The sequence below is a fragment of the Halorubrum aquaticum genome (assembly GCF_900113615.1).
Classification (GTDB): Archaea; Halobacteriota; Halobacteria; order Halobacteriales; family Haloferacaceae; genus Halorubrum; species Halorubrum aquaticum.
In genome coordinates this window covers 187,937-201,056 of record NZ_FOPZ01000002.1, presented here as the reverse complement: position 1 = coordinate 201,056, position 13,120 = coordinate 187,937, and the positions used below count along the sequence as shown (strand labels likewise).

The window sequence follows — 13,120 nt, the reverse complement described above, 5'->3', positions numbered from 1 at the left end:
GATGGGGCTCGTCGGCGATCTCAAGGAGGACGTCGTCGGGCTCGTCCGGGACCCGACCGACGAACAGAAGGCGATCCTGGTCGCGATCGTCGCCATCGCGATCGCCGACCGGTACTTCCTCTGGATCGACTTCCCGTTCGTGGTGCGGACGACCGCCGCCGTCGGCGTGGGCTTCATCGCGCTGTTCGTCGTCAGCTACCTCCTCACCGGCCGGCTCGTCCCGCCGGACGAGGACGACGAGGAGGAGTACGACGACGAGTTCCACCCGTAGCGGACGGGGACGGCGTGGTCGTCGAAGGCACGAGGACGAGCGTCGAACGCGTGTGGTGAGCGATCGAACGCGCGACGACGACGTTTCGCGCCGCAGCGACGGCGTTCCAAACCGTTTATACCCGCGCCGGGGGTAAGCCGGTGTATGCCGCGAGAGCAGAAGCAGGTCCGAGAACTCCAGGAGGGGAGCTACGTGATGATGGATAGTTCCCCCTGTAAGATCAACCACTACAGCACCGCTAAACCCGGGAAACACGGGAGCGCGAAGGCCCGCGTCGAGGGGAAGGGCGTCTTCGACGAGAAGAAGCGCTCGCTCTCGCAGCCGGTCGACGCGAAGGTGTGGGTGCCGATCATCCAGCGGAAACAGGGCCAGGTCGTCTCCGTCTCCGGCGACGACGCCCAAGTCATGGACCTCGACACCTACGAGACGTTCACGATGCGGATCCCCGATGGCGAGGACTTCTCCTCGGACGACACCATCGAGTACCTCGAGTACGAGGGCCAGCGCAAGGTCGTCGGGTAATCGAGGCATGTTTCCCGGAGCGACCGCCGACCGCGACGCGGCATCGTACGTGGTCGTCGGCGCTCCCCTCGACGCCACGACCACGTTCCAGCCCGGAACCCGGTTCGGACCCGACCGGATCCGGCGATTCTCCGAATCGTACGACGACTACGACGACAGAACGGACGGCCACTTCTCCGCGCTCGGCGTCCACGACGCGGGCGACGTCACCCCCTGGGACGACACGCGCGAGTACCTCGACCACCTCGCCGCCGAACTCCGGAGCGTCGTCCTCGACGGCGCGGTCCCGCTCGCGATCGGCGGGGAACACACCGTCACCTACGCCGGCGTCGAGGCCGTCTCGCCGGAGACCCTCGTCGTCGTCGACGCACACCTCGACCTCCGTGCGGAGTACGCCGGGAACCCGTGGAACCACGCCTGCGTCACCCGTCACGCGCTCGACGTCGTCGACCGCGCGGTGGTCGTCGGCGCGCGCACCGGCTCCCCGGAGGAGTGGGACCGCGCCGCCGAGAGCGACGTGACGGTCGTCGCGCCCGAGGACGCCCGCGAGTGGGTCGACGACCTCGATCCCGACGAGTTCGCCGACGGGTCGACGTACCTCTCGGTCGACGTCGACGGGGTCGACCCGGGATTCGCGCCCGGCACGGGGACCATGGAGCCGTTCGGACTCCACCCGCGCGAGGTACGCGACCTCGTGCGCGCGGTCGCGCCGCACGCCGACGGCTTCGATATCGTCGAGGTGAACGACCGCGACGACGGCCAGGCGGCGGCACTCGGAGGGAAACTGCTTCGAGAGTTCGTCCACGCACACGCCGCCGGCTCGTCGACGTGAGACGCCACGCGTCGACCGTCCCGCGGGTCGGCGCGGTTCGCGTCGTTCCCCGTGCTCAGTGGAGCTCGGAGAGCCGACTGCGGGCGGCGGATACCGCCTCCATCGAGTCGATCCACTCGCGGGGGTCGGTACACCAGATCCGGTCGCCCTCGACGCTGACGCAGAACACCGACTCCGTCGACGGCGAGAGGGTCACGTCGTCGACGTCGGGACGGTCTCCGAGGTAGGCGTCGATCAGGCGTCGGGCCGTCTCGGCCTCCGAACGGAGGCGGTTCCCGGAGGCGTACTCGATGGCTATCTCGGCCATACCCCCCGATACGAACTACACGATTAATAACTACTGTTTCCGGGCAGCGATTGCGGGGTTCACGGATCCGAGCCGCGCCTCGCGTCCGTCTCGCTCACGTCTCCAGCGTCGCCTCGGTGTCGATCCCGTACACCGCGGCGGGCGTCTCGACGTGCGCGCGGCGGACGGCGTCCTCGTATCCCGACTCGAGCATCCACCGGACCCGCCGCGGGACGGTCTTCGGACCGAGGACCATCCCCGGCCTGTCGGGGTCGTCGACGAAATCCGTCTCCATCAGGAACGGTTCGCCCGACTCCGCGGCACGCTCGAGCCGGTCCTTCTCGCTCATCACGCTCGGAACGGGTCCCGCGAGCCGCCCGGCGGCGTAGTGTTTCACCACCCTGCCCGGGTCGAGTCCGACGTCCTCGGCGACGGCCGCGAGGTCGGTGAGGTCCTCGATCGCCTCGGTGTGAAGCTGGACCGCGCAGTCGACCGCCGCGGCCCGCTCGAACGCGTGGCGAGTCACCGCGTTCGAGGCCTCCCACACCGCGTCGCTCACGTCGTAGTGGGGCCGCCCCGATTTGAGCGCCAGCGCGCGGCCGGCGTCGACGAACTCGCTCGCGGCGTCGATCCCGCCGCACATCAGATCGCGCGCCTCCGCGGGCGTGAACCCTCGGTCGTCGACGAGCCGACTCACGAGTCCGGGGTGGACGCCGAGAACGGGCCACGCGCGGCCGGGCAGCGCCTCGGTCGCGTCGTCGACGGCGTCGATCGTCTCCTCGAAGACCGCCCGGAAGTCGTCCGGCTCCTCGACCTCCACGCCGAGGAGCCACGACGGCTTGTTGACGACGAGGAGGTGGGTGCCGCCGAGGCGAACGAAGTCGTCGACGGCGTCGATGCCGCGGCCGTGCCGGGGGTCGAGGTGGAGGTGGTTATCGAGCACCGGCGTGTCGAGGTCGTCGGTCACGTCTCGGATCGCGGGCCCGGATCGGATAGGCGTTCCGTGCCGTGACGGTTCCCACGATCCCGATCGGTCCTCGGCCTCGCGGCGGAAACCCTCTTATCGCGCCCCGGCGATAGCGGTTCCATGTCCCGGCACGTCTCCGTCGCGGTCCTCCTCGCGCTCGGCGGACTGTTGATGGCGAACCCGCTGTACCTGCCCGTACCGATCGCGGAGCCGACGACCGCGTACGCCCACGCGGTCCAGCCGGTCGGACCCGAGACCCCGCCGTACGCGGAGGGCGACGTGGTCGACCGCGACGAACTCGACGCCGACGCCCGCGACGCCTTCGATCGGGCACTCGAGTCGCCCGACGGCGGGTTCACGGTGGAGGACCCCGACGAGCGGGCCGAGTCGTTGTCGTACCCGACGGGCCCCACGCTCGGGGACGGGTTGATCGTCGTCGCTCACGACGGCACGCGGTACGAGTTCTGGACCAGATCGGTCGAGCGCGAGCCGCGCGAGGTCGTCCTCCAGCGGCTGTTGGTTCAGCCGGTCGGCTTCCTCGTCGGATTCCTCTCGGTCGTCGCGGCGGTCGCGGTCGGCGTCCGCGACCGGAACTGATCGGGGACGACGGAAACGGAGCCCTCGGTTCTACTCGCCGTCGCCTTTCTTCTCGTCGTTCCCGTCGGCCTCGTCGTTCCCGTCGGCCTCGTCGTCCTTGCTGTTCTCACCCTCCACGACGTCCTCGTCGACGACCTCGTCGATCCGCTTCTCGACGGTCTCCTCGACCGTCTCTTCTACCGTTTCCTCCACCGTCTCACCGACCGTCTCCTCCACCGTCTCTTCCACCGTTTCCTCGACGGTCTCCTCAACCGTTTCCTCGACGGTTTCGCCGACCTGCTCCTCGACGGTCTTCTCGACGGTCTCCTCCACGGTTCCCTCCACCGTCTCCTCGACGGTCTTCTCGACGTCCTCCGAGACCTTCTCGACGGTCTCCTCGACGTCCTTCGTCACCTCGCCGACCTTCTCCTCGACGGTGCGCTCGACGTCCTCAGAGACCTTTCCGACGCTCTCGTCGACCGCCTCCTCGACCTCGTCGGCGCGGGGGCGGCGGTCCACGCGGTCGTTCACCTCCTCGAGGCGCTCGATGACCGCGTCGACCTCGGTCTTCAGCGTCTCCTCGACGTTCTCCGTGACCTCCTGAGTCATCCACTCGGGGTCGAACCGGGCCATCTTCCAGAAGACGTGGATGGCGTACGAGATGAGTACGCCGAGCCCGAAGGCGATCCCGACCTGGTTGCCGACGACCGAGAAGAGGACGACGGCGACGAATATCATGAGCCCGTACGCCAGATCGACGACGAAATCGACCCGGTTGGGGTTCACCGCTTCCCCCCTCCGAGCCGTTCGATGGGTCCGGTCATTACGTTTCGCGTGTCCCTTCGCGGTCCAGCGGGTAATACCGATCGTTTCGTCGGGACTGCCCGGGTGGGACGAGCCGACGACCGACGAACTCGACGGTCAGCGCGATCCGGTCCCGGAGGCCGCGGTCTCGGACTCGAGGACGCGTTCGGTCGCCTCGTCGACCTCGACCAAGTGACAGAGCGGGTTCCCCGGATAGACGACCGGGTTCTCGAGGACGCCGATCAGCAGGCCGGTGAAGGGCGCTTTCACGCCGACCGCGTCCTCCTTGAACGGGTTGGTGATCGTCGCGATCCGCTCGCCCTCCTGAACCAGCGATCCGCTCTCGTAGTGGGTGTCGACGATCCCGCCCGAGTCGGCCCGGAGCCACGTCTTCTCGCCGGATCCCGCGACGATCGTGCGCCAGCCGGGCCAGCGGACCGACTCGGTCTCGAGCATTCCGTACTCCGCGAACGCCGACCTGACCCCCGCGAGCGCGTCGTCGATGAGCCGCCGCTGGAACCGGTGTGCCTCGCCCATCTCGACCGTTATCGTCGGGACCCCGTCCGCGGTCGCCTCCCCGCGAAGGGTTCCGCTCGGCCCGTCGCTGTCGATGATCACGCTCGAGCCGAACGCCATCGCGAGGCGATAGACGCCCTCGTCGGTCATGTCGCCGCGGGCGTGAAGCATGTTCGTCCGGCCCCGCGTCGAGGTGTGAAAGTCGATGCCGAAGTCGCACGGCTCGATGAAGTTCGCGTAGATCCGATGGGCCATCCGCTTCGAGCTCGTGGAGCCCGGCTTTCCGGGGAACGACCGGTTCAGGTCGCGGTCGTAGACGGGAAGGTACCGCTGTTGGGCGAGGAACCCGGGGACGTTGAGTACGGGCAGACAGACCAGCGTTCCACGGAGGTCGGAGAGGTCCCACTCGTGGGCGACCTCGCGGACGACCTCGATCCCGTTGAGCTCGTCGCCGTGGGCGGCCGCCGTGAGGAAGACGGTCGGACCGTCGCGTTCGCCGTTGACGATCGTCACCGGGATGCGAACGGGATCGCCGAGGTACGTCTCGCTTATCCCGTAACGGATGTTCTGCGTCTCGCCGGGCGGGACCGCGCCGCCGTTGTACGTGAACGCCCGGTCGTTTCCCATGTCACACGCGAACCGGGGGCCGGGTATATACGTGACGCACGCGCTGGCCGGGCGACGCGAGGACGTGTCAGACAGCTCTCAGGCATGTGAAACGATCGGACCAGTTTTCATCCCGGCCGTCACACTCCCTTGCATGACCACGGATCCGGTACGGGTTGGGGTGTTGTCGTTACACAACAGCAAGGAGACGAAGGCGATCTGTAACGCGGTCGAGGACCTCGGTCACGAGCCGGTGTGGCTCCGCGAGGAGAACGCCGCGATAAGCGTCGAGGACGGCGACGTGTCGGTGGAGCCCGACGTCGACGTCATCGCGAACCGCCTGCTTCTCTCGAACACCGACCAGCCCGCGGAGCTGCTCGGGCTCGCCGCGACGTTCGAGCGGATCCGCCCGATGCTGAACGAGCCGAACGCGGTGCTCGCGTCGATCCACAAGTTCGCCACCGCGGCGACGCTCGCCGACTGGAACATCCGCGTGCCCGACGCCCTGCTCGCGCTCTCGAACGACCGGCTCAACGAGGACCGCGAGCGCTTCGGCGAGGTGGGCGTCTACAAGACCGCGATCGGCACTCACGGCGGCGGCACCTGGAAGGTCGACCTCACCGAACGGGTGAACCCGAAGGTGGGCAACCGCCAGGCGTTCCTCCAGCAGCTCATCGACCGCGACGACGAGAAGCATCGGGACCTGCGGGTGTACATCGTCGGCGACGAGATCGTGGGATCGATGTACCGCTACGCGCCGGAGGGCGACTGGCGGACCAACGTCGCGCTTGGCGGCGCAGTCGAGGACGCCACCGACGACATGCCCGATGAGGCCGCCGACACCGCGCTGTACGCCGCGGAAGTGATGGACCTCGACTACGCCGGCGTCGACCTCGTCGAGGGGTACGACGGCTGGTACGTCCTCGAGGTCAACCCGACGGCCGGGTTCAAGGGCCTCTTCGAGGCGACCGGCACGAGCCCCGCCCCGCACATCGCCAAGCTCGCGATCGAGACGGTCGACGGCGAGGTCGACGACGACGACGTAGAACGGATCGCGGGCACGCTCGACGACTCCCGTCCCTCGTGTGCGCCGAAGCCGAAGACACGTCCGTCGGAACAGCCCGTCATCGGCTACATCGAGGAGGTCGTCGCAACCGGCACCTCCGGGTCGGTCCAGGCGTTCGCGAAGTCGGACACGGGTGCGACCCGGACCAGCATCGACACCCAGTTGGCCGCGGAGATCGGTGCCGGACCGATAAAGAGCATGACGCGGGTGAAATCCGGCAGCGTGAAGGGCGGGAAGGCTCGCCCCGTCGTCGACCTCGTGATCGGCATCGGCGGCAACCAACACACCGTCACCGCGAGCGTCGAGGACCGCGGGCACATGGAGTACCCGCTGCTTCTCGGCCGCGACATCCTCACGGACTACCGCGTCAACGTCCGGAAACGCGCGGACACGGACGAGACGGAGCGCGGGGAGAGCGGCGAGATACTGGAAGAGGAGTAGCGAAAGCGGATGTCCGACGAGACGCGGATCGTCGATCTCGAGGCGGTCCCCGAGAACGGGTCGTACCGCTTCACCGCCGAGGACCCGTTCACGAACGAGACGGAGCTGATCCTCGTCCGCTGTGCGGAGGAACCGGGGGTGCGCGCGTGGAGCAACACCTGCCCGCACGAGAGCCAGCGGCTCGACACCGGCGACGGCGCGGCGATGCGGGACGACGCGATCGTCTGTCCGCGACACGGCTCGCACTTCGACGCCTGCTCCGGGGCGTGTGAGGACGGCCCGGCGGCCGGGACGACGCTCCCGGGCGTCGAACTCGCGGTGGAGGACGGCACGGTCCACCTGGCCGACGATCGCTACACGTTCCTCCACGAGGGCGGTGTCGACGACGACGAGCCGGGGTCGACGTCGCACCTCTCGCTTTGAGCGGGATGCCCGAGGCGACCCGCCTTCAGGACTCGTACTCGGCCCAGACGTACCGCGTCCCGTAGCTTCGGTAGGGCCGCCACGCCTCGGCGATCTCGCGCATCTCCCCCCGAGTCAGCTCCTCGCCGTCGTTGTACACCCGCTCGATCCCCTTCCGCACCGCGAGGTCGCCGAGCGGCAGCACGTCCTCGCGGCCGAGCGCGAAGATGAGGTACATCCGCGCGGTCCACTCGCCGACGCCGCGGATCTCGGTGAGCAGGTCGACGACCGCGTCGTCGTCGACGTCGGCGAGTCCCACCCGAGTCAGATCGCGCTCGCCGTCGCGGAACGCCTCCGCGGCCGAACGAAGGTACTCGACTTTCGTGCGACTGAGGCCCGCCTCGCGCAGGTCGTCCTCGGCGGCGGCCAGCACGCGGTCGGGGGTCGGGTCGCCGCCGAGGACGCCGAGGAACCGCTCGTGGATGGCCGCCGCGGAGGCGGTCGAGAGCTGTTGGTTCACGATCGAGGTACAGAGGCGCGCGAACTCGTCGTCCGCGGGCTCGATCGCGAGCCGACCGTGGCGGTCGACGAGCGCCGCCATCGTCGGGTCCTCGCGTAAGGTCGCCGCGATCCGGTCGTCCATCGTTCCGCCGTTGGGCGCGGAGACACGTGTACGTTTCCGGTCGCGACCGGTGATCGAGGGCCGGGAGCCGCGGGCGGCGTCGGCTCGGTCCACCAAACAAACTTACAGTGAGTTTTTCGTTTGGGAAATGGAAACGTTGAACCGGAGCGCTTGCGACCCTCCCGTATGCGACTCGAAGACGTTCAGCGGATCGCGGTACTCGGGGCCGGAAACATGGGACACGGCATCGCCGAGGTCGCCGCGCTCGCCGGCTACGAGGTCGCGCTCCGCGACATCGAGGAGGAGTTCGTCCGGGACGGCTACGAGCAGATCGAGTGGTCGCTCGGCAAGCTCGCCGAGAAGGACCGTATCGACGACGAGGAGGCGGAGGCCGCGCTCGACCGCGTCGAGACGTTCGTCGACCTCGCGGACTCGCTCGCGGACGCCGACGTGGTGATCGAGGTCGTCCCCGAGAGGATGGCCATCAAGAAGGACGTGTACGACGAGGTGGTCGAACACGCCCCCCAGGAGGCCGTCCTCGTCACGAACACCTCCAGTCTCTCGATCACCGAACTCTCGGAGGTCACCGACCGGCCCGAGCGCTTCTGCGGGATGCACTTCTTCAACCCGCCGGTCAGGATGCAGCTCGTCGAGGTCATCTCCGGGGCCCACACCGACGAGGACACTCTCGAGCTGATCGAAGGGCTCGCCGAGGAGATGGGCAAGACGCCCGTGCGCGTCCGCAAGGACAGCCCGGGGTTCATCGTCAACCGCGTCCTCGTGCCGCTGATGAACGAGGCGGCGTGGATCGTCGAGTCCGGCGACGCGACGATCGAGACGGTCGACTCCACGACGAAGTACGACATGGGCCTCCCGATGGGTTCGTTCGAACTCGCCGACCAGGTCGGGATCGACGTGGGCTATCACGTCCTCGAGTACATGCACGAGGTGCTCGGCGAGGCGTACCGGCCCTGCCCGCTGCTCGTCGAGAAGGTCGAGAACGAGACCCTCGGGAAGAAGACCGGCTCGGGCTTTTACGACTACGAGGACGGCGGCGCCGAGATCCCCACCGGCGAGGGCGACGAGGACGTTCGACGGCGGCTGCTCGCCGTGATGGCCAACGAGGTCGCGGGACTGATCGGCAACGACGTGGCCGACGCCGAGGCGATAGACCGGGCGGTGACCCTCGGAGCCGGCTTCCCCGACGGTCCGGCGAAACTCGCCGACGACGAGGGACTCGACGTGCTCGTCGAGACCCTCGACGACCTCCACGAGGAGACCGACGAGGAACGGTATCGGGCGACCGACTACCTGCGCGAGGCCGCCGACGCGGGCGGGTTCCACGGGAGCGACGGAGCGACGGGCGGGGGAGACGACGATCCGCTCGCCGACTACGACACGCTCGCCGTCACCGTCGAGGAGCGGATCGGCCACGTCGAGATCGACCGCCCCCACCGGATGAACACGATAAGCCACGAGCTGCTCGCGGAGTTCGAGTCGGCGATCGACCGGCTCGACGCCGACGACGAGGTGCGGGCGATCCTGGTGACCGGCGCGGGCGACCGGGCCTTCTCGGCGGGGGCCGACTTCCAGAGCATGGCCGCGAGCGGCGTGGACCCGCTCGAGGGCGTCGAGCTCTCCCGGACGGGACAGCGGACCTTCGGGAAGATGGAGGAGTCGGACAAGCCGGTCGTCGCCGGGATCGACGGCTACTGTCTCGGCGGCGGGATGGAGCTCGCGACCGCGGCCGACCTCCGCGTCGCCTCCGAGCGCTCCGAACTCGGCCAGCCCGAACACGACCTCGGGCTGATCCCGGGATGGGGCGGGACCCAGCGGCTCGCACGGATCGTCGGCGAGGGGCGCGCGAAGGAGATAATCTTCACCGCCGACCGCTACGACGCCGAGACGATGTACGAGTACGGCTTCGTCAACGAGGTCGTCGAGAACGACGCGCTGACCGACCGCGCGTGGGAACTCGCGGCGGAGCTCGCCGCCGGCCCGCCGGTCGCCCAGAAGTACACCAAACGGGTCATCCACGCCGGGCGGGACGACGGCGAGGCCGGCCTCGAGGCCGAGTCGCAGGCGTTCGGCCACGCGATGAACACCGACGACCTCATGGAGGGGATCACGGCGTTCATGAGCGACGAGGAGCCGGAGTTCGAGGGGAAGTGAACTCGGGCCCGTCCGAACGGTTCGACTGCCGAAGGCCATAGATATATTCCGATTGACACTCCATCGTCGATCGAACATGAACGGAGTGGACGGCAACACGGCGGTCGTCACGGGAGCAGGGTCCGGGATCGGGCGCGCGACGGCCCTCCGTCTCGCGGAGGAGGGTGCCGACGTCGTCGTCGCGGACGTCGTCGAGGAGACCGGAACCGAGACGGTCGAATCGATCGAGGCCGACGGCGGGAACGCGACGTTCGTCGAGGTCGACGTGTCCGACGCCGAGTCGGTCGAACGCATGGTCGACGTCGCCGTCGAGACGTACGGGGGCCTCGACCTCGCGGTCAACAACGCGGGGATCCTCACCGGGTTCGCCGAGGTCACGGACGTCACGGAGGAGCAGTGGGACACGCTGATGGACGTCAACCTCAAGGGGATCTGGGCGTGTCTGAAGGCCGAACTCGACGTGATGGAGGCCCAAGGAGACGGCGTCGTCGTCAACGTGGCCTCGGAGGCCGGGCTCGTCGGGATGGGCGGGCTCGCCAGCTACTCGGCGAGCAAACACGGCGTGGTCGGACTGACGAAGACGGTCGCGCTCGAGTACGCGAACCGCGGGATCCGGGTCAACGCCATCGCGCCGGGACCGACCGACACGAACATCGCCGAGAACGTGCGGGGCGGCGTCGACCCGTCCACCCTGCCCTTCGACACCTCGACGATGAGCGAGGTGCCGATGGGCCGGAGCGCGGATCCGGAGGAGATGGCGGGCGTGGTCGCGTTCCTCTGTTCGGCGGACGCCTCCTACGTTACCGGCGTCACGATCCCGGTCGACGGCGGGCAGGCGGCGGATTGAGCGTCCCGTTCGGACGCGCCCCCTAGACGTAGCCTTCCTCGACGAGCAGCTCGCCGTTCAGGATCGACGCGCCGGCCGCGCCGCGGATCGTGTTGTGCGCGAGGCAGTTGTATTGGATCCCGTTGGTCGTCGCCTCGACGCCGCCGGCGACGATCCCCATCCCGCCGGCGTACGTGCGGTCGAGCCGGGGTTGCGGACGGTCCGGCTCGTCGGGACCGAACACTTTGATGAGCGGATCGGGCGAGCTCGGGAGGTCCGCGCTCTCGAACGCGCGCATGGCCTCACGGACCGCCGCCGGGTCGGGGTCGTCCGCCAACTCGGCGAACACGTTCTCGAGGTGGCCGTCGAGCGTCGGGATCCGGTTACAGGAGGCGGCCACGTCGGCGTCGTGGAGGGCCAGCTCCGCGCCGTCGAAGGAACCGAGCAGTTTGCGCGACTCCGTCTCCATCTTGTCCTCCTCGCCGCCGATGTGCGGGATGGCGTTGTCGAGGATCTCCATCGACGTGACGCCGGAGTAGCCCGCCCCGGAGACCGCCTGAAGCGTGGAGACGTGGACCGTCTCGAGTCCGAACTCGTCGAGCGCCGCGAGGGTGGGCACCATCGTGATCGTCGAGCAGTTCGGGTTCTTCACTAACGCGCCGTCCCAGCCGCGCTCGTCGCGCTGGACGTCGATCAGCCCGAGGTGGTCCGGGTTGATCTCGGGGATAGTCAGGGGCACGTCCGCCGCCATCCGGTCGTTCGACGAGTTCGAGGAGACGACGTACCCCGCCTCGAGGAACGGCGGCTCGACCTCGGCGGCGACGGACGAGGGAAGCGAGGAGAAGAGCAGGTCGACGTCGGCGTCGGCGATCGCGTCCGGGTCGGTCGCGACGACCTCCATCTCGGCGACGTCGTCGGGGATCGGAGTGTCGACGCGCCACTTCGCGGCCTCGCGATACGTCGACCCCGCACTCGAGGGACTCGCGGTGACCGCCGCCAGTTCGAAGGTCGGGTGGCCATCGAGCAGTTGGATGAATCGCTGACCGACCGCACCGGTCGCACCGAGGATGCCGACTCGTACAGACATTGGAAGACCGTGAGAGACAGTCACGTAAGTGCGTTCGGATACGCGCCCGTCGAGGCGGTACTCCACGGGTCGACGACCGACGGTTTAACACCGTTCGTCGTCTACGACCGCTCGCGTGCCCTCAGTCCCCGCCCGAGTACTCCCGACTGGGAGCGATGACCGCGCGGAGAACCCAGGCACGTGACATCCGGTCGCGGAAGCGACCCGCCCGTCGTCGCGCAGACGACCGCCCGCCACGAGGGTTTCCCGGTCGACGCGGCACGCCGCCGGAGATGAGACCGGTCGTTAGTGTCGCGGGCGACATTTCAAGTATCTATTAGCACCCAACGGCAGTTTTACAGCCAGTTTCGACTCACGTATTCGAGCGTCACGTCGGACTGGTCGATATGCTCGGAGAGTTCGTACACGACATCTCCTACCTCTCGGGCCGAAAGCGTCTGATCCTTCTGAAAGAGAATTCCAGCAGTATCTTCGATGTCGATCTGAGTAAAGAAGTCGTCATCTTGGGTGAGAACGAGACGGTTCGTCTCGCGTCCGTACGCAGCGATCGACCTATCGTCGGTGCCGAGATCGAGTTCCGCCACATCGCCGATCCACTCGACATCGTGACCGAGTTTCCGTAGATAATTGATCGTCGCCTGCTCGACGTTTTCGTCAGCGAGAATGCGATACCCCATCAATCACGCACGTCGTCGGGATCTGTCGTCAGGTGGTCGTGTTCTTCGATCGCGGATTGCCGCCGGCGTTCGACCGTACGCATCTCTTCGGGATGGTCGTGGTAGTACGTGAGCGCTCGATAGACATCAGCCACGTCTAGATCGTGGCGATCGGCGACCGTTCTCGGGTCGAGCTCCTGCTCTTCGATCCGTTCTTTGATGAACTGAACGGTAATCCGTCTGCCTTCGAGATGCGGTTCGTCATGAAGTTCCCGTACGATACGTCTCGTCACCTGGCTCATACGGTACGCTACGCAGCCACTATACTTGAACGTCTGGGCCGGAATTCATCCCGTTTTCACTTCCACCGAGCCTATTAGTAGAAACTCGCCTGGTAGTGTCGCGGGCGTTCACTTCGGGTCGGTAGTCGATTCGGTGATTCCAGAAGGGACGACACCGCGTCACGAT

At 67.8% G+C, this 13,120-nt stretch carries 16 protein-coding genes; 8 read left to right on the top strand and 8 right to left on the bottom strand.

All coding sequences use genetic code 11. The features are described from left to right. The first annotated feature begins 1 nt into the window (after window position 1). From F3H10_RS03070 to speB, 3 genes are all read left to right on the top strand, one after another. Window positions 2-271 (top strand): hypothetical protein, encoded by a 270-nt coding sequence (locus tag F3H10_RS03070; RefSeq protein WP_149783369.1) that lies wholly within the window; start codon window positions 2-4, stop codon window positions 269-271. Between the two features lie 144 nt (window positions 272-415). Next, window positions 416-793 (top strand): translation initiation factor IF-5A, encoded by a 378-nt coding sequence (locus F3H10_RS03065; RefSeq protein ID WP_149783368.1) that lies wholly within the window; start codon window positions 416-418, stop codon window positions 791-793. 7 nt (window positions 794-800) lie between these two features. Then, window positions 801-1,625 (top strand): agmatinase, encoded by an 825-nt coding sequence (gene speB / locus F3H10_RS03060; RefSeq protein WP_149783367.1) that lies wholly within the window; start codon window positions 801-803, stop codon window positions 1,623-1,625. A 55-nt stretch (window positions 1,626-1,680) separates the two neighbouring features. Here the strand turns inward: speB and F3H10_RS03055 are convergent, their stop codons facing one another. Next, complete coding sequence (locus F3H10_RS03055) at window positions 1,681-1,932, bottom strand: SelT/SelW/SelH family protein (RefSeq protein ID WP_149783366.1); 252 nt, start codon at window positions 1,930-1,932, stop codon at window positions 1,681-1,683. 94 nt (window positions 1,933-2,026) lie between these two features. Next, on the bottom strand, window positions 2,027-2,878 hold the full coding sequence (locus F3H10_RS03050) for a TatD family hydrolase (protein WP_149783365.1): 852 nt from the start codon (window positions 2,876-2,878) through the stop codon (window positions 2,027-2,029). 120 nt (window positions 2,879-2,998) lie between these two features. On the opposite strand from F3H10_RS03050, the gene F3H10_RS03045 reads away from it, so the two are divergent. After that, entirely contained in the window at window positions 2,999-3,475 is a 477-nt protein-coding gene (locus tag F3H10_RS03045; protein WP_149783364.1) for a hypothetical protein, read from the top strand. 30 nt (window positions 3,476-3,505) lie between these two features. On the opposite strand, the gene F3H10_RS03040 is transcribed toward F3H10_RS03045, so the two are convergent. Further along, window positions 3,506-4,240, bottom strand: a complete 735-nt coding sequence (locus F3H10_RS03040) for a hypothetical protein (RefSeq protein WP_188127852.1) — start codon at window positions 4,238-4,240, stop codon at window positions 3,506-3,508. 135 nt (window positions 4,241-4,375) lie between these two features. Continuing rightward, entirely contained in the window at window positions 4,376-5,401 is a 1,026-nt protein-coding gene (locus F3H10_RS03035) for a succinylglutamate desuccinylase/aspartoacylase family protein (protein ID WP_149783363.1), read from the bottom strand. A gap of 133 nt (window positions 5,402-5,534) precedes the next feature. Here F3H10_RS03035 and F3H10_RS03030 point away from each other — a divergent pair, with 133 nt between their 5' ends. Both F3H10_RS03030 and F3H10_RS03025 read left to right on the top strand, forming a co-directional pair. Then, window positions 5,535-6,887: a putative ATP-dependent zinc protease gene (locus tag F3H10_RS03030; protein ID WP_188127851.1), complete on the top strand. Its 1,353-nt coding sequence runs from the start codon at window positions 5,535-5,537 to the stop codon at window positions 6,885-6,887. 9 nt (window positions 6,888-6,896) lie between these two features. After that, window positions 6,897-7,310, top strand: a complete 414-nt coding sequence (locus F3H10_RS03025) for a Rieske (2Fe-2S) protein (protein ID WP_149783362.1) — start codon at window positions 6,897-6,899, stop codon at window positions 7,308-7,310. A 25-nt stretch (window positions 7,311-7,335) separates the two neighbouring features. On the opposite strand, the gene F3H10_RS03020 is transcribed toward F3H10_RS03025, so the two are convergent. Continuing rightward, window positions 7,336-7,932, bottom strand: coding sequence for a DNA-3-methyladenine glycosylase family protein (locus F3H10_RS03020; protein WP_149783361.1), 597 nt, complete (start codon window positions 7,930-7,932; stop codon window positions 7,336-7,338). 165 nt (window positions 7,933-8,097) lie between these two features. Between F3H10_RS03020 and F3H10_RS03015 the strand changes: the two genes are divergently transcribed. Together F3H10_RS03015 and F3H10_RS03010 are read left to right on the top strand one after the other, a co-directional pair. Further along, window positions 8,098-10,083, top strand: coding sequence for a 3-hydroxyacyl-CoA dehydrogenase/enoyl-CoA hydratase family protein (locus tag F3H10_RS03015; protein ID WP_149783360.1), 1,986 nt, complete (start codon window positions 8,098-8,100; stop codon window positions 10,081-10,083). A gap of 76 nt (window positions 10,084-10,159) precedes the next feature. After that, on the top strand, window positions 10,160-10,930 hold the full coding sequence (locus tag F3H10_RS03010; protein ID WP_149783359.1) for an SDR family NAD(P)-dependent oxidoreductase: 771 nt from the start codon (window positions 10,160-10,162) through the stop codon (window positions 10,928-10,930). A 22-nt stretch (window positions 10,931-10,952) separates the two neighbouring features. On the opposite strand, the gene asd is transcribed toward F3H10_RS03010, so the two are convergent. The 3 genes from asd to F3H10_RS02995 form a co-directional block, all read right to left on the bottom strand. Then, window positions 10,953-11,996: an aspartate-semialdehyde dehydrogenase gene (gene asd, locus F3H10_RS03005; protein ID WP_149783358.1), complete on the bottom strand. Its 1,044-nt coding sequence runs from the start codon at window positions 11,994-11,996 to the stop codon at window positions 10,953-10,955. Between the two features lie 335 nt (window positions 11,997-12,331). After that, a complete protein-coding gene (locus tag F3H10_RS03000; RefSeq protein WP_149783357.1) occupies window positions 12,332-12,673 on the bottom strand; it encodes a DUF5615 family PIN-like protein in 342 nt (113 codons plus the stop codon). After that, complete coding sequence (locus tag F3H10_RS02995; protein WP_149783356.1) at window positions 12,673-12,954, bottom strand: DUF433 domain-containing protein; 282 nt, start codon at window positions 12,952-12,954, stop codon at window positions 12,673-12,675. Before F3H10_RS02995 ends, F3H10_RS03000 begins: the two co-directional genes overlap by 1 nt. Window positions 12,955-13,120 lie beyond the last annotated feature (166 nt).